Consider the following 23,369-nt stretch of genomic DNA (forward strand, 5'->3'; position numbering starts at 1 on the left):
AGATGTCCGTTGGTGAAGAGGTTCAGAACGCACCGGTGCCGCCGCAGCAGAGTCTGGGCACGGCAGCGGCGCGGAACCTCGCGACGACCACCAAGTCCGCTCCGCAGATGCAGGAAATCACCTCACGGTGGCTGCTGAAGATGCTGCCGTGGGTGCAGGTGCAGGGCGGCACGTACCGGGTGAACCGCAGGCTGAGCTACTCGGTGGGGGACGGCCGGGTGACCTTCGTGCAGACGGGCGACCGGGTCTCGGTCATCCCCGCCGAGCTCGGAGAGCTCCCCGCCCTGCGGGAGTTCGGCGACGAGGAGGTGCTCGGTGAGCTGGCCCGGCGGTGCGAGCAGCGCGACATCGCGGCCGGCCAGTTGCTGGCCTCCACCGGGGACGCGGCGGACCGCGTCTTCCTGCTGGCGCACGGCAGGGTCGAGAAGGTCGGCACCGGCCCCTACGGGGACGAGACGGTGCTCGGGGTCCACGCGGACGGGGCCTACTTCGGCGACCACGCCCTGATCGACGGCGACGCGGTCTGGGAGTACACGGCCCGCGCCGTCACGGCCTGCACGGTGCTGACGCTGAGCCGGGCCGATGTGCTGAATCTCGCCGAGCGCGCGGATTCCCTCCGCCTCCACCTCGCCGGGCTGCTCAACGTTCCGCAGCAGCGCACCAACAAGTACGGCGAGGCGGAGATCGACCTCTCCGCCGGTCATGTCGGCGAGGCCGTCGTCCCGCACACGTACGTCGACTACGAGGCGGCGCCGCGCGAGTACGAACTGAGCGTCGCCCAGACCGTGCTGAAGGTCCACAGCAGGGTCGCCGACCTCTACAACCAGCCGATGAACCAGACCGAGCAGCAGTTGCGGCTCACGGTCGAGGCGCTGCGCGAGCGCCAGGAGCACGAGCTGATCAACAACCGGGAGTTCGGCCTGCTCAACAACTGCGACTACGGGCAGCGCCTCCAGCCGCACGACGGTGTGCCCAGCCCCGACGACATGGACGAACTGCTCTCCCGCCGCCGGGGCTCCAAGCTCTTCCTCGCCCACCCGCGGGCCATCGCCGCGTTCGGCCGTGAATGCAACAAGCGCGGTCTGGTGCCGGAGAGCGTGGACGTCGGCGGGCACCACGTGCCGGCCTGGCGGGGCGTACCGATCTTCCCGTCCAACAAGATCCCCGTCACCGACGCCCGGACCACGTCGATCATCTGCATGAGGACGGGTGAGGCCGAGCAGGGCGTCGTCGGACTCCAGCAGACCGGCATCCCCGACGAGATCGAGCCCAGTCTGTCGGTGCGTTTCATGGGCATCGACGAGCAGGCGATCATCTCCTACCTGGTGACGGCCTACTACTCCGCGGCCATCCTCGTACCGGACGCCCTGGGCGTACTGGAAAACGTCGAGGTCAGCCGCTGGCGGTAGCCGCTCGGGGGCCCGGACGGCAGGGTCCGGCCCCCGTCAACCCCCGCCACCGGGCAGCCGTGCCCGGGGCGGTCCCGGGAGGACGTCCCAGTGAAGACTCAGCACGCACTCCAACCACCCACACCCCGCGCGCCCGGGAACGACGACCCGGCCGCGCTCATGCCCCCGGCTCAAGAGGCCCCGGCCCTCCTGGAGCAGACCCGGACCCTCGTCGACCCCGAACTGCGCGCCGCCGTCGACTCCTTGCCCGGATCGATCCGCCGCGTCGCGATGTACCACTTCGGCTGGCAGCAGGCCGACGGCACACCAGTGTCCGGACAGGCGGGCAAGGCGATCAGGCCCGCCCTCGTTCTCGCCGCCGCCCGAGCCCTGGGCGGCGACCCGCAACGGGCGGTACGGGCGGCCGTCGCCGTGGAGCTGGTCCACAACTTCACCCTGCTGCACGACGACGTCATCGACGAGGACCGGACCCGTCGCCACCGGCCCACGGCCTGGGCGGTCTTCGGCATCCCCGACGCGGTCATCGCCGGCGACGCCATGCTCGCCCTCGCCCAGCGCCTGCTGGCCGAGGACAGCGGCCCGGCCTCGGCCAGCGCCTCGGCACGGCTCTCGACCTGTGTCATCGAGCTCTGCGCCGGCCAGCAGGCCGACTGCGCCTTCGAGGACCGCGATCCGGGCGAGGTCTCGCTCGACGAGTGCCTGACCATGGCCACCGCCAAGACGGGCGCCCTGCTCGGCTGCGCCTGCGCGCTCGGGGCGCTGTACGCCGGCGCGGGGGAGCGGGTGGTCGGCGCGATGGACGGATTCGGCCGGGAGGCGGGCCTCGCCTTCCAGCTCATCGACGATCTGATCGGCATCTGGGGGGATCCGGCGCAGACCGGGAAGCCGGTCGGGGCGGATCTCGCCGCCCACAAGAAGTCCCTGCCCGTGGTCGCCGCACTGACCTCCGGCACCCCGGCGGCATCCGAACTCGCCGCGCTCTACCGGGGACCGATGAACACCCCCGGTGAGGTGAGCCGTGCCACCGACGCCGTCGACCGGGCCGGTGGCCGGGACTGGGCGCAGATCGGTGCGGCGGACCGGATGTCACGCGCCGTCCACCACCTGTCGCGGGCGATCCCCGACCTGGCCGCGGCGGGCGACCTCCTGACCCTGGCGGAGTTCGTCACGCGCCGTACGCACTGAGCCCGGCGGGGAGAGCGCAGTACGGGCAGTGGCACCGGAGGGGCGCGGACAGGGGTGCCGGGTGCCGGGAGCCGGGTGCAGGGAACCGGGAGCGTCGAGGGCGGTGAAGGGGGCGGAGAGAGGCGAACGGAGAAAGCGCGACGGAGCGAGGAGGACAGCGCAAGGTGCCGAGGTCACCGGGCCCGTGAGGCGAAAAGGAGGGCGACAGAGCGGCTGTCATGGGCACGGGCTACAGTCCCTGCCCATGACAGATGAGTCATGGGCAGGGTGGTACCGGGACCGACAGGGTTCCGACGCCGTCGTCCTCACCACCGACGGACAGCAACTCCGCCTCCGGATCAGGGGCATCGACTTCGAGGGCGAAAGCTTCGACGGCCTCGCCCCGGTGGCCGGCACACCACCGGCCGACGGCCTGTTCGCCCTGGTGGACGGTGTGCTGGGCGACTGCGTCCTGGAATGGGACCTGCCGCTCCCGGTCGTCTGGGACGGAGCCGTTCATCAGGCCACGCTCAGCTGCCTGTTGTCGCTGCGCAACCCCGATCCGTATCTCTACCTGGAGCTGCAGTTCGGCGGGGCCGCGTACGGATCCCACCGCGCCGAGACCGACTTCGCGTCCGCGCTCGCCACGATCCAGCGCGTCCTGCCGCCCGGGGTGCGTCTCCAGACCTGCATCGCCTGTGCCTTCTCGGACTACTTCCCGGCTCCCCGCCGCGGCCTCTCCGGCGGCCTGGCCTGCTTCCGGGGGGCCAAAGACGCCTACCGCGGGGCGGCCGGCGAGGGCGACCTCCTGGACCTGTGGGACCGGCGTACCGGATTCGTCCAGGAGGTCTGGAGCTGCCGCGAGTACGAACCCCGCCCGGACCGGGGCGCAGGTACGGGACATCGAGGTGCGTTCCCACTGGAACTGGCCTGAACCGGCCTGAACTCCCCTGCCCGACCGGCCCGTTGCCGGTCAGTAGTCAGTAGTCAGCGGTCAGCGGTCAGCGGTCAGCGGTCAGCCGTAAGGCGTAAGGCGGTCTGTCGGCCGGCCGGCCCCTTTGGTATCGGGCTGCTGCACTCCGCCACCGGGGGGTGGGCACGGCCCCTCGCCGTACTGCTCGTGCTCGCCGCCCTCCAACTGCTCGTCGGACTGTCTCTCGCCACGGCGAGGGCGGTCCGCGTCCGGCCCCGCCGGAAAGCGGGGCGTCGGCAACGTACGGCCAGGTGGCGCCTTACGGCCAGGTGGCAACGTCCGGCCGCGACGGCGTTCGGCCGCTGCCCCGGCCGGGAATCGGCATGCCGATGAAGCCGGGCCGGGGCAGCGGCATGCCGTCAAGGCTTTGCCGCACCTTCATTGTTCTACTAGCATGCAAACAATGGAGGTTTTCATGAAGCGTAAGAACCTGGGCAGGGCCACCCTTGTCGCCCTGCCGTTCCTGCTCGCGCTCATCCTGGATCTGGCGCTGCTGGCGGCCTTCCGTGACCGGCTTCCGGACCGGCTGGCCAGCCATTTCGGGGCCGACGGCCGGGCGGACGGACACATGGGCCAGAGGGGGCACGCCGTGGCCGACGTCCTGCTGTTCGTCGTGACCGGTGTGCTGTGGACCCTGATGGTGGTGCGGGGGAAGTTCGACGGGCGGCCCCACCGCCGGCTGGTGGCCTGTGGTTACGCCTTCGCCGGGTTCCTCGGCTGGGTGATGGCCGCCATGCTGCTCGCCAACGTGGACGCCGTCGAGAACGCGCGGGGGGACGCCCAGGGCGTGTCGATGCCCATGTGGCAGCTCGCCGTCGCCCTGGGGGTCGCCGCGCTCGCCGGAGGGCTGGGTCTGGTGCTGGCCGCGCTCGCCCCCGTACCGGAGGAGCCGGCCGCGCCCCTGAGCGCCGGGGACGGCGCGCGGATCACGCTCGCCGACGGGGAGGTCGCCGGATGGGCGCGCAGCGCCGGAAGCTGGTGGCTGCCGCTGATCGCGCTCTCGTGCATGGCCGGCGGGGTGGTGCTGCTGTTCGTCGTGGGCTGGGCGGCCGCGATTCCGCTGCTGCTCCTCGGTGTGCTGATGGCCGGCTTCGCGCGGCCGTACGTGGTGGTGGACCGGCGCGGCATCACCATCTCGGGCATGCTGCCCTGGCCGCGCGTCAGGGTGCCGCTGGACCGGATCGAGACGGCGACCAGCCGGGACATCAACCCGATCGCGGAGTACGGGGGCTGGGGCTACCGCATCCGCCCGGGACGGAGCGGTGTCATGATCCGTCCCGGCGAAGGAATCGTGGCGACGCTGGTCGGCGGCCGGGACTTCGCGGTGACGGTCGACGACTCGGCGACCGGGGCCGCACTCCTCAACACCCTGATCGACCGGCGACGGGCGGGGCACTGACCATGCTCTTCCGGGTCGATCCCACCTCCACCGTGCCGCTCGGTGATCAGATCGCGGCGTCCGTACGCCGCGCCGTCGCCGAAGGGACGGTGGCGCCGGGCGAGCGGCTGCCCGCCGCCCGGGTGCTCGCCGAGTCCTTGGGGGTCAACGTCCACACGGTGCTGCGCGGATACCAGCAGCTCCGCGAGGAGGGGCTGATCGAACTCCGCCGGGGGCGCGGCGCGGCCGTCACCGGCGGCGCGTCCCCGCACCGGGCCCGACTGCTGGAACGCGTACGCGAAGTGGTCGCCGACGCACGCGAGTTGGGGATGACGGAGGAGGAGCTGCTGGCCCTCGTCCGCACCGCGCTGGGCAGTTCGTAGGGCGGCGCGGGCCGTACCGGCCCCGGCGCGGCGCCTCGTCCGGCTGCCGGATCCGGCGGCCTCCCGGCCCGGCGTGCGTTCACCTGCCGGCCTCCCGGCCCCGGCGCGGCGCCCGGGGCCGGGATCGCCGACGCCCTCACCGGCCGGGGACGCCGAGGGGGCCACCCCGTCCTACGAGGTGGCCCCGTTGCCGCTGAGCAGGGAGGCCGCGGTCAGGAGGCGCTGCGTGCGAGCGCGGCCGCGAAGCCGTTCTGCCACAGGTAGTTCACCTGGCTGCGCTCGCTCGCGTTGGGATACCGGTTGGTGCATGACGGGCCGGGGCCGCCCCCGGACATCAGCTCGCTGCACGGGCCGGAGTAGTGGTCCGGAAGGCCGAGCACGTGACCCGTCTCGTGAGCGGTGACGCGGGTCGAGTCGTACTGCTGGTTCTGCGCGTAGTCGAGGAAGATGTACCCGTTGCCGTGCCCGTCGGTGCTGGCGTACGACCCGCTCGGGTCGTTGCCCTCGTAGTAGGTGAAGTCGGCGTTCGAGCCTTCCTGCAGCCGGACGTTGGAGACCGAGCTGTTCCAGATCTGCGCACTGTTGGCTATCTGGGTGCGGAAGCTCGGTGCGTTGGCGGTGCTGTAGACGATGGTGACCGACTGGGCGCCGGGGTTCGCCGCCCGCTTTTCGGCGACGGACTTGGCGACCGCCTCGAAGAACGCCTTGTTGGCGGCGGCGCTCTCGTGCGAACCGGAGTGGGACGTGTAGCCCACCTGGGTAGCCGCGGGTGCGGGTGCGGGTGCGGGCGAGGAGGCGATGGCGGGTGCGGTGCCCAGCGCGGCCGCGAGTCCGAAGCCGAGGCCGACCACGGCCGACATGACGGTCCTGGGGTGTCTCATGGGGGGTTCTCCTACCGATTGCCTGTCCGATGAACCCGTCCGGTCATCGGACTCGGACGGGGTGCGGTACGGAGAGAGTGTCGGGGAGTGGAAGCCGCGGCGGATGATGTCAACCGGCGATAGCACCGCCCTATCGCCACCGCCGGTACGGTGCTCGGCTTCTGCGTCAACTCCCGGTGAATTAACGGGCTTTGATGGGGTTGTGGCGTCTGGTGCGACGGCCTCGCGCCGTCCTACGCTCGACGGCATGGAGCTTGAGGTGAGGCACCTCAGGGCGCTGTGCGCCATCGCCGACACAGGCAGCCTGCACCGAGCCGCCCGCAAGCTGGGCGTGAGCCAGCCCTCCCTGACCACCCAGCTGCGGCGGATCGAGAACGCCCTGGGCGCCGAATTGTTCTGCCGCGAACGGACCGGCTGCCGCCCGACGTTGCTGGGCCGCACCGTCCTCGACCGGGCCCGCCCCCTGGTCGACGGCATGGCCGCCCTGGTCAGCGACGCGAAGGCGGAGGCCGACGCGGTCCGCGCCTCCGGCCCCCGGCTGCGCATCGGTTCCACCGCCAGCCGGGTCATCGGCAGCTGGCTGCGCAGGCTGCGGCTCCGGCTGCCCGACACGGACATCTCGCTGCGGGTCGACGTGTCGGCCCGCGCACTGCTGCGTACGGTCGAGGCGGGCGGGCTCGACGTCGCGTTCGTGCACGAGGTCGAGGGCTGTCCGCTGGCCGTCCCGGAGGGCCTGGCGCAGCGCGTACTCCTGGACCGGGAACCGCAGTTCATCTCCATGGCCCGGGACCATCCGGCCGCCGCCCGGCCGGTGGTCGACCTTGAGGACCTGGCCGCCGACCGGTGGATGGTCGACCCCACGGTGGACGGCGAATGGGACGGGCTGCGCCGGGTGTTCGGCGAGGCCGGGCTCGCACCGACCGTCCTGCACGGCGACTACCTCACCGCCGCGTCCCTCGTCGTGCTCGGCGAGGCGGTCGCCCCCTGCCAGCCCACTTCCGGGCCGCGCGACGACATGGCGATCCGGCCGCTGCGCGACGACCCCCTCGCCGTACGGCTGCTGCTGGTGTCCCGGCCGGGCGCCGACACGGCGACGGTGTACGGGGAACTGGAGGCCGCCTACCGGGAGGCGGCCCAGCGGGCGTCCGGGTACCACCAGTGGCTGCTGCGCAACCGCAGCCCGCTCGCCCGTACACCGTGAAGGGGCGGTCCCCGATTGCGCCGAGAGCGAGGATCGGTGTCCGCCCGGCCGTCCGGCGGGCAGAGTCGGTGTCATGAGACTTCTGATGCTGGGCGGTACGGAATTCGTCGGTCGCGCGGTCACCGAGGCGGCGCTCGCGCGCGGCTGGGAGGTCACCGTGTTCCACCGGGGCCGTCACGCACCTCCGCCGGGCGTGACGGAACTCCTCGGCGACCGCACCACCGGCGACGGCCTCGCCGCGCTGGCCGCGACCGCCGGAGGCCGCGCGGGCGCGCGGACCTGGGACCTGGTCGTCGACACCTGGAGCGGTGCCCCCTCGGCCGTACGGGACGTGGCCCGTCTGCTGGCCGACCGGGCCGGGCGGTACGTGTACGTCTCCAGCCGGTCCGTCTACGACAACCCGGCTCCGGCCGGTCTGCCCGAGGGCGGTCCGCTGGTGGCGGGTGCCTCGCCCGACGCCGGTGGCGACGTCCCGTACCCCCTCGCCAAGCGCGGCGGAGAACTGGCCGCACTCGACGCCTTCGGCGACCGGGCCCTGCTGGCCCGTGCGGGACTGATCCTGGGCCCCTGGGAGAACATCGGCAGGCTGCCCTGGTGGCTGCTGCGGATCGCCCGCGGCGGCCCGGTACTGGCGCCGGGCACACCCGACCTGATGCTCCAGTACATCGACGCCCGCGACCTCGCGAACTGGCTCCTGGACGCGGGACGCGGCGGTCTGCACGGGCCGTACAACCTGGTCAGCCACCCCGGCCACGCCACCATGGGGCAGTTGCTGGAAGCCTGCGTACGAGCCACCGGCTCCGGTGCGGAACTCCGCTGGATCCCCGCGGAGACCATCCTCGCGGCGGGTGTGGAGCCCTGGAGCGATCTGCCGGTCTGGCTGCCGCCGGGTGAGCTGCACGACACCCTGTGCCGGGGCGATGTCCGCAAGGCGCATGCGGCCGGTCTGCGCTGCCGGCCGGTCGAGGAGACGGTCGCCGACACCTGGAAATGGCTGGAAGGGCTGGACGGCGCGGCCCCGCAGCGGCCGGACCGCCCCGCGGTCGGTCTGGACCCGCGAGTGGAGGCCGCACTGCTGGCGCAGACGGCCTGACGCGCGCTTACACACCCGCGCGCAGGACGTGCCCCGACGCGGCCTCCGGCACCGGCCGTGATGGGGCGCGGCGGTCATCGGTCACCGCCGTGATGGGGCACGGCGGTCATCGCGCACCGCCGTGATCGGGCATCGCCGTCATCAGTCACCGCCGTGATCGGGGTATCCGGGCGGAAGGTCACCCAACGGCGTGGCATTCCGGTCATTTGTTCGCCAAACCTGCATATTTGCTTTTATGGCAACATGTGCGCGTAGACGCGGCAAAGGTATCCGGGCGGCGGTGGCCGTGGCGGCGGCTGCGGCAATGGTGGGCACGCTCGCGTCCACCGCTGTCGCCGACCCGCTGCCCGGCGGGCTCGGCCCGTGTCTGGGCAGCGACTGCCCGACGACATGGCCCGACCCGGGCAACGGGCCCGTCACCCATCACGACAGCAACATCAATATCTTCGTGGGCGGTGACTTCCTGGTCCGGGAGGCGGCCGCCGAGGCCGAGGGGAAGATCGTCACCCTCGGAGAGTTCGACATGGACAAGCGCGAGGGCGCCTCGCAGATCTACAACGTCGGTGTCGCGGGAGTGGGCTCCCGGGTACCGCCGCCCAACGGCTCCGACTACCTGACCGTGGGCGGCGATCTGACCGTCGCGAGCGGACAGCGGCTGCTCGCCGAAGAGGGCCTGAACCACGGTGCGGTGAAGTACGCGCAGAATCTCAGCGGGAGGGTGATCCCGGTCGCGGTCAGGGATCCCGACGCCACGGCGCCGTACACCGCGCTGCGCGACCGGCTGACCGAGGCCAGCCACTGCTATGCGTACGACGACGGCAAGGACCACCGCCGCCCCGCCACGGGAACCGTGCGGAACAACGGCTCCGCGACCGTCTTCACCGGTGACGGCAGCTCCGCGATCCAGGTCTTCGCCCTGGACGCCGATGTGACGACCGCCCAGGGCGGCCAGCAGGGCATCACGTTCGACGGCATTCCGGACGGCGCAACGGTGCTGGTCAACGTCTACGGCAGCAGCCGCACCATCAGCACGCTGATGGGCTCGCTGCCCCGGGCCGGGCTCCGTGAACGCCTGATGTGGAACTTCCCGGACGCCACCGAGATCGGTCTGAAGGGCACCGGCCAGTTCCAGGGCAGCGTGCTGGCCGGCAACCGGTCGGGCACGACGACGCTCGCGATGAGCGGCACCAACGGCCGCTTCTACACCGCCGGTTCGCTGACCCATACCTCCGAGGGGCAGTCGGGCGGCCAGGAACTGCACGCCTATCCCTTCGACGGAGACCTGCCGGCCTGCGGCGAGGAGCCGTCGCCCACGCCCACGCCCACGGAGTCGCCCACGCCCACGCCGACCCCGTCGGAGACGGAGTCGCCCGCCCCGACCCCGTCGGAGACGAAAACCACCGCCCCGACCCCCTCGCACACGGCACCCGGACCGAAACCCACCCCGAGCCACTCCTGGCCGCACCACCCCGGCTCCGAGTGGCCGGACCACTCCGGCCAGGGGGGCTCGCTCCCGAACACCGGTTCCAACGGAGGTGAATGGATTCTCGGTGGTATCGCCGCAGTTCTGCTCGTCGCCGGATCGGCGGCCACGCTGATGGCCCGCAGGACGCGTCGACGCGGCTAGCTTTGGCCCATGGCCGAACTGCTGCTGCACCTCACCGAAGGCCCCTTGTGGGAGGCGGCCCGCGGGATCGGGACGTACGAGATGTCCACCCGCGGCCGCACCCTGCACGAAGAGGGCTTCATCCACTGCTCGCTGCCGCACCAGCTCGACGGCGTGGCCGAGAGGGTGTACGGCGCCGGCAGCCGGGCCGGGGCGGGTGACCAGGACCTGGTGGTCCTCGTCATCGATCCCGCCCGGCTCCCGGCACCCGTACGGTACGAGTCCGTCGAGATCGGCGGCGAGGAGTTCCCGCACATCTACGGACCCGTCCCGGTGGACGCGGTCGTGGAGGTGCTCCCCTGGCCGCGCAAGGAAGGCGACCCCACATGAACCCCGTACCTCCCACAGACCACACAGACCACACAGGCCCCGTGGGCCCGGGTGCCCCGATCGTCGCCGTCACCGGCGCCGGCGGCGCGGTCGGCGGCCGCGTCGCCCGGCGGCTCGCGCGCGCCGGAGTGCCCGTGCGGCTCCTGGGCCGCGACCCGTCCCGGCTGCCGGAACTGCCCGGCGCCGTCGCCGCGCCGCCCGCCCCCTACGGCGACGGGGAGGCCATGCGCCGCGCGCTCGCCGGGGCGCACACCCTCTTTCTCGTCTCGGCGCACGAGAGCGCCGACCGGGTGCGCGAGCACACGACGGCCGTGGACGCGGCGGTCGCCGCGGGCGTCGAACGGATCGTGTACGTCTCCTTCCTCGGAGCCGCACCGGAAGCCACGTTCACCTTCGCCCGGGACCACTGGCACACCGAGGCGCACATCCGGGTCGCCGAGGTCCGCTACACCTTCCTGCGCGACAGCCTGTACCTCGCCGCGATCCCGGCGATGACCGGCGCCGACGGGGTGCTGCGGGGTCCGGGCGGCGACGGCCGGGTGGCGGCGGTGGCCCACGACGACATCGCGGACGCCGCGACCGCCGTGCTGCTGGCCGACACCGAGCCCGACGGCACACGCCACGACGGGGTCACCTACGACCTCACGGGCCCCGAGGCGTTCACCCTCGCCGAAGCGGCCGAGGAGCTCGGCAGGGCCGCCGGACGGACCATCACCTACGTACCGGAGACCCGCGAGGAGGCCTACGCCTCACGGGCGCACTACGGTGCGCAGGACTGGGAGGTGGCCGGCTGGGTGACGTCGTACGAGGCCATCGCCACCGGCGAGATGTCCACCGTCTCCGACGCCGTACCGAACCTCACCGGACATCCGGCGACGAACCTCGCCACCTATCTGCGGGACCATCCGGACAGCTACCGGCATCTGCTGACGACGGACTGACCTCGCGCCGGGCGGTACGGGAAGAAGAAGAGGGGCGAGCGGCCCCCGGAGGAGTGGAGGGGCGGGCGGCCCCGGAGGAGAGCCGACAGCCGATGCGTACGGAAACCCCCTGGGGCCCCTGGGACCCGCCCCCGCTCGAAGAGGCCGCGCGCCTCTTCGCCCCACTGCACGTCCCGTGGTGGATCGCGGGCGGATACGCGGTCGAACTCGCCGTGGGCCACACCTTCCGGGAACACGGCGACATCGACGTACTGCTGCTGCGCCGCGACCAGCTCGTCGCCCAGGAGATCCTGGCGGGCTGGGAATGGTGGGCCGCCGATCCGCCCGGCACCCTGTGCCCGTGGCTCCCGGGCGAGGTCCTGCCGCCGTACGTCCACGACATCTGGTGCCGCCCGGGCCCCGCCGAACCCTGGCGCGTCCAGCTCATGCTCGACGACGCGGAGGGCACCGACTGGCTGTTCCGCCGCGACTTCCGCATCCGCCTTCCGCTCGACCGGCTCGGCCGGGTCTCGAAGTCCGGCGTCCCGTATCTCGCCCCCGAGGTGCAGCTCCTGTACAAAGCCGCGTCCCCGCGCCCCAAGGACGAGCAGGACTTCGCGACGGCGCTGCCGGTCCTCACCGCGGACCAGCGCGCCTGGCTGACCGAGACGATCACCCTGGCCCAGGGCGCCGGCCACCCCTGGGCGGCCCGTCTGCGCGCCCACCCGGCCGGCTGACCGCGCCTCACCGCACGTACCTACCTCTACTTACCTACCCACCCACCCGCACCGCCGCCTCGTGGCGCGAACCGCGGTCGGCCGGCAGCCGGGAGCGGGGCCACCCAGGCCGCACCGCCACCCGCTGCCGGACCGCCACTCTGCGGCCCGCCGGACTGTCGCACTGCCGGACTTCCGGAGGTCGGAGGGAGTTGTGGGACGGAGACATCGACGGCTTCACTGTCCGCCGGGCATCTCCGCCCTGTCGGCTCGGGTCGGGCTCGCGTCGACTCTTGTCAGCCCTCGTCAGCCCTCGTCAGCCCTCGTCGTGCGCCTTCCGCAGTGCGGCGATGTCCAGCTTCTTCATGGTCATCATCGCCGCAGTCGTCCGCGCGGCCTTCTCCGCGTCCTGGTCGCCGATCAGATCGATCAGCGCCTCGGGGACGACCTGCCAGGAGATGCCGTACCTGTCCTTCAGCCAGCCGCAGGGCCCCTCTTCGCCCCCGTCGGTGAGACTGCTCCAGTAGCGGTCCACCTCGTCCTGGTCCCCGCAGCGGATCTGGAACGAGATGGACTCGTTGAAGGTGAACTGCGGCCCACCGTTCAGCCCGACGAACTTCTGGCCGTTGATCTCGAACTCGACCGTCATCGCCTGCCCGGCGGGCCCCGGGCCCGCTTCGGTGTAGCGGACGATCCTGCCGAGGCGGGAGTTCTCGAAGACCGAGAGGTAGTACTCCGCCGCCTCCTCGGCCTGCCCGTCGAACCACAGACACGTGGTGAAGCCCTCGGTGGTCATCGCTGTCTCCTGTCGTGAGCGCATGTCTGCCGTGTGCGCATGTCCGCCCATACCGACTGATGCCGTCCGGCAACTCATCGGATATTACTGGGGCATTGGGGGCACTCGACCCCATGGACATCCGGACCTGCCGAACACCGGCTGGGTCATGGCGGTGACGGGGATCCCGTCGGAGGGTACGGCCTCGTGCGGGGTAAACGGTGGGCACACGCCGGGCGTTGACCTTACGCGAAAGAAACCGGACAGTCCGGACGGCTCCGCGGTGGAGGCCCGACGGCGGACTCGGCCTCGACTGCCCGCTCGGCCTGCTGCCGCACTTCGTATGCCGCTCGCAGACTTCGTACGGGAGCAGGCGGGCCTACTCCTCGTCGACCAGGTCGGCATCCTCGCCGCACAGCCGGTCAGGGGCGTGCTGCCGGATGCGCCGGTCAGCCACCGCGCCCTGCGTCCGTGTGGGGGCGTCGGGCGTGGACGCGTTCCTGACGTCCCTCGCGATGACGGACCGCACTGCCTTGATGGTGTCTCTGGTGCCCGTGCGGGTGCCCTTGCGTGATGGGCGGATCTGGATGGCCACCCGGACTCCGGCCGCCGTCGGCCGCGGGTGAGGATGGAGCCCGCCCGCGACTGGTCGGCGCGATGGTCACAGCCGCGGGCGGGAGTCAGGGGGTGTGGCAGGAACAGACGCAGCCGGCCTTTCGGCACTCGTGATGCAGCGGCGGGTCGTCGAATCGTTCGGCGGCGACGCAGAGGGCGCTGACCGGGGAGCCCCACGCGGCCTCCATCCGGGCCAGGCGGGCATCCCATGCCGCCTCGTGCTCCTCGGGGCTCACGAACGGCGGGCCGGATACGTCCGCGGCCGCGCCCAGGCGGGCAGTGCGCACGGTCGCTCGTGCACGTGGACCGTGATGCCGGGGCCGGTCGCACCGGCCACCTCGCACGCCTTCGACTCCTCAGGAGCCATGGGCTTGTGGCAGCGGTCGCACATCATCGGCGCGCCTCCCGCCAGGTGCGGCTGAGCCGGAGCGCGGTGGGGCACGGTGAGCAGCGGCAGGCCGCGCACGCATAGGTGTGGCCGAGAAGCGCGCGGTACTCGGCCTCGCCGGGTACGGATTTCGTCAGGGTGATCACTGGTGCCCCTTCCAGCACGTGGGGCAGCAACGGGGGAACCAACGCGCCGCGCTGCCGTGCGCGTCGACATAGCGGGGCCCAAGGTCGTGCGCCGCCATGTTCCACAAGGGCGCCGCGCACCAGACGCAGCTTGCGCCGCGCTGCTGCCGTTCCGTCAGTTCACTGACTAGCGATAAGTCCCTCACGGTCATGGCATCTCCGGCTCATCTCTGACTGGTGGGAGGGTGCCAGGGCGCGGGAGGCACAACGCTCACAGTTCTGTGAGTGTTGTAAGTGGCCTACAAGCCGATCCAGGCAGCCAAGTTGATCAGGGTGTCCGAAGTGCGGCGGCTCGTGTGGAGCAGCCCGGTCACGGTTTCCCGGGTTCGTGGGTGATAGCGGGTCTGCTCCGGGGCGGCCCGCCGCGCTGCTACAAGGTGGCGCAGGGAGGCGTCCGGGTGCCCGGTCTCCATCTCGACGACGGCCCGGTCCACGAGGAAGCGGGCCCGTCGTGAAGTCAGCGTCGCAGGCGGCAGCTTCACGGCGCGGGCCTGGCGCAGTGCGTCGTCAAACTGGAGCATGGTGATGGCTGCGCCCATTTCGTGCAAGGTCACGTTCATCTGGCCGAACGACAGCCAGTGCACTTCGCGGGCCTCGCCACCGACGCGGTCGGCCAACTCACGGGCGGCGGCGATGTGCTGCGCCACGGCGCCTCCATCTCCGGCTCGGGCAGCCACGGCCGACGCGCCAAGGTGCAGTTGGCCGGCCACAGCAAGCCCTTCCCGCGTGGTCTGGTCAGCAACGAGTTCCTGGCCGGCTGCGACCAGACGTTGTCCCAGGTCCTGCTCGGCCTCGGCGTGGCCCAGGGCTCTCCGGTACTGGCGGATCGCGGCGAGGCACGGGTCGGAGGCGTGGTCGGCGGCCCAGCCCATGCGGTCGAGGGCGACGACGGCGAGGTCCGGGGAACCGAGCTTGATGGCGATGTCGTGGGCGGTGCGGTATGTGGAGGCCAGGGCGCGCCATGCCTCTGTGGTCGGTGCCGTGTGGACGGCGAGGGTCAGGACGTTGATGACCCCTGGGAGCGCGCGGGCGGCCTTCCTGAGGTGTGTCGCCCGTACTTCTTGGCAGAGGCGGTCGGCTTCGAGTACCAGCTCGCCCACAGGGCGGGTGGGCGTGTGCCCGTCCGGGACGAGGTCGTACAGAGCGAGGGACTCGCGGATCGGACGTACCAGGCAGGCGAGTCGCCCGTGCTGCATTTCGGTCTCGTGCGGTGGCCCTGTGAGGATAGTGATGTCGATTCCGAGGGCGGCAGCGACAGCAGCGGTGAACTCGGCAGTGGCGCTCCGGGCCCCGCACTCGACTTGATTCAGCAAGCTGTAGGAATAGGGGATGCGGGCAGCCAGTCCACGCTGGCTGAGTCCGGCACGTTTCCGCTGCTCCTTGACACGATCGCCTGTGCTGCTGTCGTCGGGGGTGGGCATAGGGGTACCTCGTTCCTGACTCGTCGTCTGGACGGTACCCGGGCCTTTCGGTGATGGACTTCAATCGCCCGTGATCCGAAGCAGATTGGGGGCGGTTGCGTGTTCGATCCCGGGCGCGATGGGATGACGGCATGACGACTCTCTACCTGCTCGGCTCTGCTGCTCCACCTGTCCTGGAGATCGCTTCGGCGGTTGAGAATGCCCAGAGCCGCGGTTACGACGTGTGCCTTGGCCTCACTCCGTCGGCGGCCCGCTGGTTGGCCCCGGAGCTGGCAGAGCTGGAGCGGCTGACCGGGCACCCCGTACGGTCCGAGTACAAAATGCCGACGGCGGACGATGTATGGCCCCGCGGGGACGTGGCTCTGTTCGCTCCGGCCACGTTCAATTCGATCAACTCGTGGGCGCTGGGAATCACGTCGAGCTTCGTTGTGGGCTTCGCGGCCGAGGCGATCGGGAAGGGTATCCCGCTCGTTGCAATGCCCTGTGTGAACTCCGCCTACGCGCAGCATCGCGCGCTCGACCGGAGTATCGCCGAGCTGCGAGAGATGGGAGTCGCCGTGCTGTACGGGGAGGGCGGCTTCGTGCCAAACCAGCCGGGTGAGCGTCGTTCCGGGGGGTACCCATGGCATCTCGCCCTTGATGCGGTCGGCGTGCTTGCTGGCCCAACCCTGTAGTGGCGTCGTTTCGAAGTTGTGCGGGAGCTGAAGAGTGTGGTCCGACACCCGGCCGAGGACGACGGCTGACCCCTGGACGCACGAAACCGCCCCCTCTCGCCCGAAGAGGACAGGGGGGCGTGGTAGCGCGAACTCCACATGCGCGGGGACCAGCGTCTGCTTGGTACCTGTACAAACAGTCGTAATGGGACCAACCCCGCACACGCGGGGACCAGGGTCCCGACCAGCGGTGTTGCGCCGTGCGATGCCAGGAACTCAGTGCTTTCGCTGATCGAGACAAAATCGGCACCGCAGTGTCACCGGAGGAGGAACGGTACGAGGACACCGGCCCCGGCGCCGAGCGCTGCGGCGCCGGGGCCGCCCGCCACACCGTGCCCTCCCATGCCCGGATTCGGGTCACGTGGTCAGCGATGTCCTTCGTGACCTCGGCGTAGTTGTCTCTCGGTCCGTCGAGCTTGGCCTCGACCCGGCTCACGGCGTCGTGCAGGGATCTCATCTCCTGATACATCTGCGCCGGGAAAATGGACACCCCGGGTCCTGTGGGGTCACTCGACTGCCTTGTGTCTGCTGCATGGTGTGGGCAGGGCTTGGTACCTGGCCGGCCACGTCAGCGCGGCTGGTATCAGCGCGAGGAGCGGCGCCTGAAGCCGGCCGGGCAGCGGGCCGAGGAGCCGGCTGTCGAGGGCAATCGCGTTGAGTGCGGATGAGGCGACGGAGTGGCGGGAGAGGCGTTCTTCCCTGACCCCATCTCCCAAACGTCTCCCATACGATCTTGGGAGCGCAGAAGAGCCCGACCGGCGGAAGCGGTCGGGCTCTTCTGATTCACCGTCTGACCCGCGGCGGAGCCGGGGCCATGAAGGTGAGGAGATCAGGCCTTCTTGGTCTCCTAGTAATGGGTCGGGTCGGTGACCTGCGGTGATGATGGCTGCAGGTCGCTGACCTGGCCTTTTGCTGTTGGGTGGCGATGGGGTGCGACGGTCTTGATCGGGTGTCCTGCGGACTGTGTGCGGACTGGCTGGGCTGCCTTCGGCTGAGGTAGTTGCCGATCCAGGCGGAACATGACCCGTCTGGAAATCAGGAGGCCAGGTTCCAGACGGTCACCTCTATCTTGATCACATTGCTGGCTGCCGGTGCTGAGATCACCCGGACGTAAGCCGTTCGTCCTTCGTCTGTGTACATGCAGAACTGTCGTCCCGAGATGAGATTGTCTATCTCGTAGGAGGCGTTCCGTCGAATGGCTTCACCGCACGCGGCGGCCGTGGGCTTGGGGGACCCTTGGGGTAGTGGTGCGAGCCTGTCCTCAGCAGGAGGTGCGAAGAACCTTGTGCTGGCGTTTGTGCCGTCTCCGGCTGACGTTGCGGTGAGATCTGACCCCTTTCCCGAAGCCAGCGGCATCGGTTTCGACGAGTCCAGTTCCAGGTTCGAGCCGTAGGCGCTTACCTTGACTGCGATCACTTCCGGCCCGTACATGATCTTCGGAGTCTGCTGTGAGTCGGGTGCCGGTAGCCCCTCCGAGTCGGAATTCCCCGTGGGAGGCTTTCCGCCGTCTTCGCGAGCCTCCGGGCTCGGATCGCCCGTTCCGTTGGCGAGTAGCGTGACGAGAATGCCGATGATGGGGATGACAATCCCAACGACCCACCATGCCCAGCGTGGTTGTCCCGATCCAGCACGGTTCCCACCTGTTTGGGGAGTAGTGCGAACCTGATCTCGATCACTGCCTATTGTCACTTGGGTTCCTCATCGAAGGAGCTCACTGTTGGCCAAGGACTCACCCTACGAGTGACGTTAAGTCAATCGCTGGCTCTTTTGGCGAGGTGGTTCTGAGGTTTCCAAGATGACGCATGGGCCGCTATTGCCAGCCGTCGAGGGAAACCTCCGGGCCTCCCGCGAGGTACCGGTGGAGGGCGCTTGAAGTGGTGTCCACGAAGTTCTCGGGGATGGCGTCGGCGTCGACCCAGCAGACCTGGGAGTGCTTGCGGGGTTCGCGGTTCTCCGGTTCGCCGGTCCATTCGTGGGCGGCGAAGACGACGGTGAGGAAGCCGTTGGGGGCTTCGACGCCCCAGGCACCGTGGATGATGTGGGCGACCTTGAGGGACTCGGGCTTCACCGTGAGGCCCGTCTCCTCGTAGAGCTCGCGGATTGCGGTTTCCGTGATGGGTTCGCCCGGTTCGCTCTTGCCGACGGGCAGGTCCCACATTCCCTGGGCGAACTTCGCGTTTTCGCTGCGCTGGAGGAGGACGACGCGGTTGGTGGCCTTGTCGTGGACGATGACGGCGGCGACCAGCAGGGTCATCGATTCGAGCGCCGGCTTGAGGGCCTTCGGCTGGTCGTCGGTCTGCTGGGCCACGGTGTTCCCTTCGTCGGGCGGGTTGTTGGGCATGTTAGGCGAGGGCCTCGCGGGCGCGGCGTGCGAGATCGGCGGCACCGGGAACGCGGCGGCGCTGGTAGACCGCGAGAGTGGAGCGGATTGAGGTGATCGCCTTGCGGGTGCGGTCGGAGGTCATGCCCTCCATCAGGACCAGGGCCTGGGTCCAGGCGGCGACCGCTTCGTCGGCGCGGGCCTGGGCGGCGAGGCTGTCGCCGAGGTCTGCGTGGGTGAGGGCGTGGACGCGCTTGTACTTCGCAGGGTCCCAGCGGGTGAGGGCGTCTCGGTGCTGCTGTTCGGTGCCGATGTGGTCGGCGAGGTCGGTCAGGGTGCGGGCGGTGTGGCTGGCCACGGTGCCGGCGGCGGGGCCGCTGACGCGGGAGTAGGTGGGCTGGGGGCCGTCGTCGCGGAGGAGGGCGTCTTCGGCAGCGAGTAGGGCGCGCGCGGCCAAGGGGTGCTCATCGACGGCCGCGTAGGCGCGGGCGTGGGTGATGTGGAGGAGGGCCTCGGTCTGGCCGTCGACGTGGCCGAGACCTGTGTGTAGGGCGCCTTCGACGAGGTCGACGCAGTGGTGGGGCTGCTTGAGGCTGAGGGCCTGGTGGGCGAGGGCGCGCATCATCCAGGCGGCGTGGCCGTGGGGGTCGGCTTCGCAGGCGAGTTTGTAGCCGACCTGGTAGTAGCGCTGGGCCGCGCCTTCCTGGCCGAGGTCGTGATGCTTCCACCCTGCGAGGTAGGCGAGTTCGGCGACGGCGCCGAACGCGGCCCGGCGTAAGGCTTCGCTGGGGAAGCGTCCGCGCAGCATGGGGGCGGCGGTATCGGCGAGATACGCGGTGACGGTGGTCAGTCCGTGCCCGCCGCCGAGGCGCTCGTCGGCCGCGCTGAAGGCCGCCGTGATCTGCCGTACGACGTCCATGTCCTCCACCCCGACCACGGACGTGCCGGTGCGGGCCCGGAGCATGCGTGCGGTGGCCTCGTGGTCGTATCCGAGCGGCATGGCGACGCCAGCAGTGGTGAAGGCCGAGATGGCGAGGAAGCGGCGGCGCTCGACGTCGGCGCGGCCCAGGTCGGTGGCGGCGAGGACAGGGTCGGATTCCGCCGGCGCTTCGTCATCGCTGGCCTGGAGGCCGATCTCGGTCTGGGTGACCGTGCGCCCCGCTCGGCGAGACAGCGCCTCGGCCAGGTACTGACCTACCCGGCCGGACGGGGCACGGGTGCCGTTCACCCAGTGCGAGATGGCCGACTTGTTGGTCTGGAGGATCTCGCCGTTCTCGGCGGCGATGCGCCGCACGTCTCTGGCGAGAGCCTCGTAGGTGCAGCCGACCGCCTCAATGACGTCGCGCAGACGGAAGTTGGGTTCTCTCTGCGCCGCCACGATCGCCTCCACTCCGGAGCTGTAAACCGCGTATACCGCTTCAACTGCCTTCCACCGTACCCACTGAGCGTGACCACCGGTTCACTTATCAGCAGCCGCCCGGAACGGCGCGACCGTGATCCAGGCTCCCCCTTGGTCCGGGCGGCACCCCGAAGTTCCGTACGCCCACACCGGGCTCGGGCATTCCTGTGCCCGGACCCGGCCGATCAGAGACGGAGACACGGTGACCACCATCGACACCACGGCCATCACGGTCGAGCTGCCCGAGGCGTTCGACGCGCGCTGGAGCCGCCTGCCCGGCATCCAGGTCGACGGCCGGCGCATCACGATCGACCCGGCCGAGTACTTCTTCCGCTTCGAGTCGAACACCTGGCTCGTCGCCGACTGGGAGCTGGTCAAGTCCCAGCTCCTGGACGTGGACGAGACGACCGAGAGCGCGGTCGAGCAGCTCACGCTCGACTTCATCAAGCAGCACAGCGAGTCGACCTTCGACGCCGCCCGTGTCCTGGCCACCGCATACGAGGTGTACGCCTACCTCTTCCGCGACGAGCACCTGGCCGGCCTCGGATTTCCGCAGATCACCGCCGACCACCTGCGGATGCTCCGCGAGGCTGCCACGCTCATGGCGCTCAACAAGGTCGAGCTCGACGGGCACATCTCCAACGTCGGCCCGTGCTGGTTCTTCCCCGCCGCCACCTCCGTCGTCTTCGACCTGGACGACGAGACGGGCGGGATGCTCGACGAGGTCTACCACGGCGGCTGGTTCAACGAGCACCGCCGGATCGAGTCCATCAAGGCCCACGCCGCGCTCGGCGGCCGGCTCGTGCACGGCTGCCAGTCCGTGCCGGACCAGTCCGGCGGCGTGGTCGCGCCCTACGGCGCCTCGATGGCGAACTTCCGCGACGACCTCGCCGCGTTCAAGGCGGGCTGGATCGAGCAGATCTACGCCCACCGCGTAAACCCCGCCGCGTAACCACCATTCGATCAGGCTCCGGGGCGGGCCGGCATCTCCCGCCCGCCCCGGACGCCACCATCTCTCCGGAGCCCTCCTGTGACCATGAACCTCAGCGCCGAACTCCTCGACAACCTCCTCACCGCGACCGGCCAGACCACCGCCGTACGGGAGGAGGTGCGCGTGTGGTCCATGTCCGGCGTCGAGCGCGTCACCTTCCCCGACGGCTCCACCGCCGTCCTCAAGTACGCCAAGAAGCCGTTCGACAGCGAGGACCAGGCCCTCCGCCTGGCCCGCACCCTCGGCGTACCTGTTCCCCAGGTCCACGCCTCCGCCGTCCTGGACGGCTGGCTCGGCATGCTCATGGAGGACCTCGGACCATCCGTCCGCGAGGCCGACGACCTCGACGGCGTCGCTGCGGCCGTGGTCCTGCACGGCACCCGTACGGCTCCGCCCCTGCCCATCCTCGACCAGGACCGGCTGCGGACGCTTCCGGCCAGGGCGCTGGAGCATCTCGAACGGCTGCGCAAGGCCGACCGGTGGCAGGACGCCGACGACATCGAGGACGCGCTCGACCGGATCGCCCAGGCCGCCGAAGCCCGCTCGGCCGGAGCGACGCTGGAGCCGTTCGGATGGGTGCACTCCGAGTTCCACCCCACCAGCCTCCACATCGGCGAGCGCGGCTGGCGGCTGCTCGACTTCGCCCGCGCCTTCACCGGCCCCGGCCTGCTCGACCTCGCCAGCTGGCACGGCACCATCGAGCCCCCGCACCCCGTGCGCCTGCGCGTCTTCCTGGAGCAGTACGTCACCGCCGGCGGCACCCCCGGCGCCCTCGCCCCGCGCGGCGGGCTCACCGCCGAGAACTGGGCCCTGGGCTGGCACCGCATGTGGGCCGTCGAGTGGTTCATGGAGCAGTCCGTCCGCTGGATCGACGACCCGGCCACCGACCCCACCTACGTCAAGGCCGTCCGTCGCCACCTCAGCGACGCCCTCCACCTCCTGGACATCTGACGTGCTCGCCCAGGCATCCCCCTGGCACGCCCACGCCTCCCAGCGCACTGCTGCCGGACTTGCCGAGCCCCTCTCCGTACCCGCCCGGATGGAATGGACCACGAGACCGGGCCAAGGGCCCGGAGTTGAGATTTTCGGCCCCGATCTGCGCGGCAAGCGACTCCTGGAACTCGGCTGCGGTCCCGGCCACAACGCTGCCCACCTCGCCACCCGCCACGGCGCCCACGTCACCGGCGTCGACCTGGTCGGCCTCCAGGTCCGCCGCGCCCGTTCCCACTACGGACGGCTGAACAACCTCACCTTCGTCGCCGGGCACGCTCTGCACTACCTGCCCGCCTCCGACGAGCAGTTCGACGCGATCTACTCCGTCTTCGGCGCCGTCGGGCTCGTCGCGCCCGAGCTCCTTCTCCCGGCCATTGCCCAGCGCCTCATGCCCGGGCGAGTGCTGGCCTTCTCTGTCCCCCACCCGCAGCGCGGCGGTCGAAGCCCCTCCGGCGACGACCGGCCCCGCCGCGACTTCGTCACCCTGCCCGACCGCACTCGGCTCCCCATCGCCCGATGGGAGTTCGATACCGACCGTTGGGAGAGGCACCTCAGCCGGGCGGGCTACTGGCTCACTTCGGCCCAGGAGTTCAACGACCCCCGCATGGGCCACTGGCCCACCACCCTGCTGATCCGCGCCCGCAAGCTCTGACAGCCGCGTTCATCCGGCCTATGGAGGACCGATGCGCCCGCCCTACCTGCTCCTCGACATCGACGGCGTCCTCATACCCTTCCCCGACGTCGACGGGAACACCCCGCCCACACACGCTCGCCACGACGTCGTCCCCGCCGGCCGGAGCGCCGACAACCCGGTCACCGTCTGGCTCGACCCTGACCACGGCCGCCTGCTCATGGACGTGATCCGCACCGGCCTGGTCACCCCGGTCTGGTGCACCAGCTGGCGCCAAGACGCCACCACCCTCATCGGGCCGCTCCTCGGCCTTCCGACCCTGTCGTACGTCGATCTCCCGCGTCCGCAGATCACCACCAGCCACCCCAACGGCTACCTGTGGAAGCGTGACCACGTCGACGCCTGGCTGGGCGACGCCCCCGCCGTCTGGATCGACGACGACTTCACCGGCCTCGACCGCGGTTGGGCCGCGAAGCGGACCAACCGCGGGGCCGCGACTCTCTTGATTCAACCTGACCCCTGCGCCGGGCTCCAGGCCGAACACCTGGCAGAGGCCCGGGAGTGGGCGGCGCGGCTTCTCGCTGCTCGGTCTGTTGCCCCACTGCTCCGAACGAAACCTAGGCAGCCTGAAGCGAACCCGCACAGAGGGGTGCAGTTGCCCTGATGAGGCGCGTTGAGACTGCGTCCTCCCGGAGTTCCATAAGGACTTTGCTAAATATGCAACGATCGTCGCGACGGATGGAAACATCACGGCAAAAAATAGGAAGACGCTATTAGCGAATCTTCGCGATTTCCACTTTGAGTGCTGAGAAGGTGCTACTCGC

Annotated in this window: 25 protein-coding genes; 16 read left to right on the forward strand and 9 right to left on the reverse strand. The window is 70.6% G+C overall.

Annotation, left to right across the window (positions count from 1 at the left end; genetic code table 11):
* Positions 1-2: 2 nt before the first annotated feature.
* The 5 genes from ACFVT1_RS11985 (at position 3) to ACFVT1_RS12005 (ending at position 5,307) form a co-directional block, all read left to right on the forward strand.
* Positions 3-1,409, forward strand: coding sequence for a family 2B encapsulin nanocompartment shell protein (locus ACFVT1_RS11985; protein WP_389794383.1), 1,407 nt, complete (start codon positions 3-5; stop codon positions 1,407-1,409).
* Between the two features lie 159 nt (positions 1,410-1,568).
* Positions 1,569-2,594 (forward strand): family 2 encapsulin nanocompartment cargo protein polyprenyl transferase, encoded by a 1,026-nt coding sequence (locus tag ACFVT1_RS11990; protein ID WP_389794608.1) that lies wholly within the window; start codon positions 1,569-1,571, stop codon positions 2,592-2,594.
* Positions 2,595-2,838: 244 nt separating this feature from the next.
* On the forward strand, positions 2,839-3,507 hold the full coding sequence (locus ACFVT1_RS11995; RefSeq protein WP_389794384.1) for a DUF6304 family protein: 669 nt from the start codon (positions 2,839-2,841) through the stop codon (positions 3,505-3,507).
* 454 nt (positions 3,508-3,961) lie between these two features.
* Positions 3,962-4,945, forward strand: a complete 984-nt coding sequence (locus ACFVT1_RS12000; RefSeq protein WP_389794385.1) for a DUF1648 domain-containing protein — start codon at positions 3,962-3,964, stop codon at positions 4,943-4,945.
* A 2-nt stretch (positions 4,946-4,947) separates the two neighbouring features.
* Complete coding sequence (locus ACFVT1_RS12005; RefSeq protein WP_362200751.1) at positions 4,948-5,307, forward strand: GntR family transcriptional regulator; 360 nt, start codon at positions 4,948-4,950, stop codon at positions 5,305-5,307.
* Positions 5,308-5,519: 212 nt separating this feature from the next.
* Here the strand turns inward: ACFVT1_RS12005 and snpA are convergent, their stop codons facing one another.
* On the reverse strand, positions 5,520-6,188 hold the full coding sequence (snpA, locus tag ACFVT1_RS12010; RefSeq protein ID WP_389794386.1) for a snapalysin: 669 nt from the start codon (positions 6,186-6,188) through the stop codon (positions 5,520-5,522).
* A gap of 247 nt (positions 6,189-6,435) precedes the next feature.
* On the opposite strand from snpA, the gene ACFVT1_RS12015 reads away from it, so the two are divergent.
* The 6 genes from ACFVT1_RS12015 (at position 6,436) to ACFVT1_RS12040 (ending at position 12,135) form a co-directional block, all read left to right on the forward strand.
* A complete protein-coding gene (locus ACFVT1_RS12015) occupies positions 6,436-7,389 on the forward strand; it encodes a LysR family transcriptional regulator (protein WP_389794387.1) in 954 nt (317 codons plus the stop codon).
* Between the two features lie 85 nt (positions 7,390-7,474).
* On the forward strand, positions 7,475-8,482 hold the full coding sequence (locus ACFVT1_RS12020) for an NAD-dependent epimerase/dehydratase family protein (protein ID WP_389794610.1): 1,008 nt from the start codon (positions 7,475-7,477) through the stop codon (positions 8,480-8,482).
* 304 nt (positions 8,483-8,786) lie between these two features.
* Positions 8,787-10,109 (forward strand): choice-of-anchor A family protein, encoded by a 1,323-nt coding sequence (locus ACFVT1_RS12025; RefSeq protein ID WP_389794388.1) that lies wholly within the window; start codon positions 8,787-8,789, stop codon positions 10,107-10,109.
* 9 nt (positions 10,110-10,118) lie between these two features.
* Positions 10,119-10,478 (forward strand): DUF952 domain-containing protein, encoded by a 360-nt coding sequence (locus ACFVT1_RS12030; RefSeq protein WP_389794389.1) that lies wholly within the window; start codon positions 10,119-10,121, stop codon positions 10,476-10,478.
* Positions 10,475-11,419, forward strand: coding sequence for an NAD(P)H-binding protein (locus ACFVT1_RS12035; protein ID WP_389794390.1), 945 nt, complete (start codon positions 10,475-10,477; stop codon positions 11,417-11,419). Before ACFVT1_RS12030 ends, ACFVT1_RS12035 begins: the two co-directional genes overlap by 4 nt.
* 92 nt (positions 11,420-11,511) lie before the next feature.
* Positions 11,512-12,135, forward strand: a complete 624-nt coding sequence (locus ACFVT1_RS12040; RefSeq protein ID WP_389794391.1) for a nucleotidyltransferase domain-containing protein — start codon at positions 11,512-11,514, stop codon at positions 12,133-12,135.
* Positions 12,136-12,430: 295 nt separating this feature from the next.
* Here the strand turns inward: ACFVT1_RS12040 and ACFVT1_RS12045 are convergent, their stop codons facing one another.
* The 5 genes from ACFVT1_RS12045 to ACFVT1_RS12065 form a co-directional block, all read right to left on the reverse strand.
* Entirely contained in the window at positions 12,431-12,910 is a 480-nt protein-coding gene (locus ACFVT1_RS12045; RefSeq protein ID WP_389794392.1) for a VOC family protein, read from the reverse strand.
* A gap of 358 nt (positions 12,911-13,268) precedes the next feature.
* Positions 13,269-13,484, reverse strand: coding sequence for a hypothetical protein (locus tag ACFVT1_RS12050; protein ID WP_389794393.1), 216 nt, complete (start codon positions 13,482-13,484; stop codon positions 13,269-13,271).
* Positions 13,485-13,569: 85 nt separating this feature from the next.
* Complete coding sequence (locus tag ACFVT1_RS12055) at positions 13,570-13,791, reverse strand: hypothetical protein (protein WP_389794395.1); 222 nt, start codon at positions 13,789-13,791, stop codon at positions 13,570-13,572.
* A 103-nt stretch (positions 13,792-13,894) separates the two neighbouring features.
* Complete coding sequence (locus ACFVT1_RS12060) at positions 13,895-14,038, reverse strand: hypothetical protein (RefSeq protein ID WP_389794396.1); 144 nt, start codon at positions 14,036-14,038, stop codon at positions 13,895-13,897.
* A gap of 278 nt (positions 14,039-14,316) precedes the next feature.
* A complete protein-coding gene (locus tag ACFVT1_RS12065) occupies positions 14,317-15,498 on the reverse strand; it encodes a helix-turn-helix domain-containing protein (protein ID WP_389794397.1) in 1,182 nt (393 codons plus the stop codon).
* 131 nt (positions 15,499-15,629) lie between these two features.
* Here ACFVT1_RS12065 and ACFVT1_RS12070 point away from each other — a divergent pair, with 131 nt between their 5' ends.
* Positions 15,630-16,172: a flavoprotein gene (locus ACFVT1_RS12070; RefSeq protein WP_389794398.1), complete on the forward strand. Its 543-nt coding sequence runs from the start codon at positions 15,630-15,632 to the stop codon at positions 16,170-16,172.
* A gap of 1,074 nt (positions 16,173-17,246) precedes the next feature.
* Here the strand turns inward: ACFVT1_RS12070 and ACFVT1_RS12075 are convergent.
* The 3 genes from ACFVT1_RS12075 to ACFVT1_RS12085 form a co-directional block, all read right to left on the reverse strand.
* Positions 17,247-17,900 (reverse strand): hypothetical protein, encoded by a 654-nt coding sequence (locus ACFVT1_RS12075; RefSeq protein ID WP_389794399.1) that lies wholly within the window; start codon positions 17,898-17,900, stop codon positions 17,247-17,249.
* Between the two features lie 121 nt (positions 17,901-18,021).
* Entirely contained in the window at positions 18,022-18,552 is a 531-nt protein-coding gene (locus ACFVT1_RS12080; protein WP_389794400.1) for an NUDIX domain-containing protein, read from the reverse strand.
* Position 18,553: 1 nt separating this feature from the next.
* Positions 18,554-19,909 (reverse strand): tetratricopeptide repeat protein, encoded by a 1,356-nt coding sequence (locus ACFVT1_RS12085; protein WP_389794401.1) that lies wholly within the window; start codon positions 19,907-19,909, stop codon positions 18,554-18,556.
* Between the two features lie 223 nt (positions 19,910-20,132).
* On the opposite strand from ACFVT1_RS12085, the gene ACFVT1_RS12090 reads away from it, so the two are divergent.
* The 4 genes from ACFVT1_RS12090 (at position 20,133) to ACFVT1_RS12105 (ending at position 23,209) form a co-directional block, all read left to right on the forward strand.
* Entirely contained in the window at positions 20,133-20,882 is a 750-nt protein-coding gene (locus ACFVT1_RS12090; protein WP_389794403.1) for a hypothetical protein, read from the forward strand.
* A gap of 78 nt (positions 20,883-20,960) precedes the next feature.
* Positions 20,961-21,872, forward strand: a complete 912-nt coding sequence (locus tag ACFVT1_RS12095; RefSeq protein WP_389794404.1) for a phosphotransferase family protein — start codon at positions 20,961-20,963, stop codon at positions 21,870-21,872.
* Between the two features lies 1 nt (position 21,873).
* Positions 21,874-22,566 carry a class I SAM-dependent methyltransferase gene (locus ACFVT1_RS12100; RefSeq protein WP_389794405.1) on the forward strand — a complete coding sequence of 231 codons (693 nt, stop codon included), beginning with the start codon at positions 21,874-21,876 and terminating at the stop codon, positions 22,564-22,566.
* Between the two features lie 31 nt (positions 22,567-22,597).
* On the forward strand, positions 22,598-23,209 hold the full coding sequence (locus ACFVT1_RS12105; protein ID WP_389794406.1) for an HAD domain-containing protein: 612 nt from the start codon (positions 22,598-22,600) through the stop codon (positions 23,207-23,209).
* The last annotated feature ends 160 nt before the right edge of the window (positions 23,210-23,369 follow it).

Origin of the sequence: Streptomyces sp. NPDC057963 (genome assembly GCF_042887155.1) — a bacterium.
In the GTDB taxonomy this organism is placed as follows: domain Bacteria; phylum Actinomycetota; class Actinomycetes; order Streptomycetales; family Streptomycetaceae; genus Streptomyces.

Coding starts and splice junctions, on each gene's coding strand:
- ACFVT1_RS11985 (WP_389794383.1), top strand. CDS start 3: ATGTCCGTTGGTGAAGAGGTTCAGAACGCACCGGTGCCGCCGCAGCAG.
- ACFVT1_RS11990 (WP_389794608.1), top strand. CDS start 1,569: ATGCCCCCGGCTCAAGAGGCCCCGGCCCTCCTGGAGCAGACCCGGACC.
- ACFVT1_RS11995 (WP_389794384.1), top strand. CDS start 2,839: ATGACAGATGAGTCATGGGCAGGGTGGTACCGGGACCGACAGGGTTCC.
- ACFVT1_RS12000 (WP_389794385.1), top strand. CDS start 3,962: ATGAAGCGTAAGAACCTGGGCAGGGCCACCCTTGTCGCCCTGCCGTTC.
- ACFVT1_RS12005 (WP_362200751.1), top strand. CDS start 4,948: ATGCTCTTCCGGGTCGATCCCACCTCCACCGTGCCGCTCGGTGATCAG.
- snpA (WP_389794386.1), bottom strand. CDS start 6,188: ATGAGACACCCCAGGACCGTCATGTCGGCCGTGGTCGGCCTCGGCTTC.
- ACFVT1_RS12015 (WP_389794387.1), top strand. CDS start 6,436: ATGGAGCTTGAGGTGAGGCACCTCAGGGCGCTGTGCGCCATCGCCGAC.
- ACFVT1_RS12020 (WP_389794610.1), top strand. CDS start 7,475: ATGCTGGGCGGTACGGAATTCGTCGGTCGCGCGGTCACCGAGGCGGCG.
- ACFVT1_RS12025 (WP_389794388.1), top strand. CDS start 8,787: ATGGTGGGCACGCTCGCGTCCACCGCTGTCGCCGACCCGCTGCCCGGC.
- ACFVT1_RS12030 (WP_389794389.1), top strand. CDS start 10,119: ATGGCCGAACTGCTGCTGCACCTCACCGAAGGCCCCTTGTGGGAGGCG.
- ACFVT1_RS12035 (WP_389794390.1), top strand. CDS start 10,475: ATGAACCCCGTACCTCCCACAGACCACACAGACCACACAGGCCCCGTG.
- ACFVT1_RS12040 (WP_389794391.1), top strand. CDS start 11,512: ATGCGTACGGAAACCCCCTGGGGCCCCTGGGACCCGCCCCCGCTCGAA.
- ACFVT1_RS12045 (WP_389794392.1), bottom strand. CDS start 12,910: ATGACCACCGAGGGCTTCACCACGTGTCTGTGGTTCGACGGGCAGGCC.
- ACFVT1_RS12065 (WP_389794397.1), bottom strand. CDS start 15,498: ATGCCCACCCCCGACGACAGCAGCACAGGCGATCGTGTCAAGGAGCAG.
- ACFVT1_RS12070 (WP_389794398.1), top strand. CDS start 15,630: ATGACGACTCTCTACCTGCTCGGCTCTGCTGCTCCACCTGTCCTGGAG.
- ACFVT1_RS12080 (WP_389794400.1), bottom strand. CDS start 18,552: ATGCCCAACAACCCGCCCGACGAAGGGAACACCGTGGCCCAGCAGACC.
- ACFVT1_RS12105 (WP_389794406.1), top strand. CDS start 22,598: ATGCGCCCGCCCTACCTGCTCCTCGACATCGACGGCGTCCTCATACCC.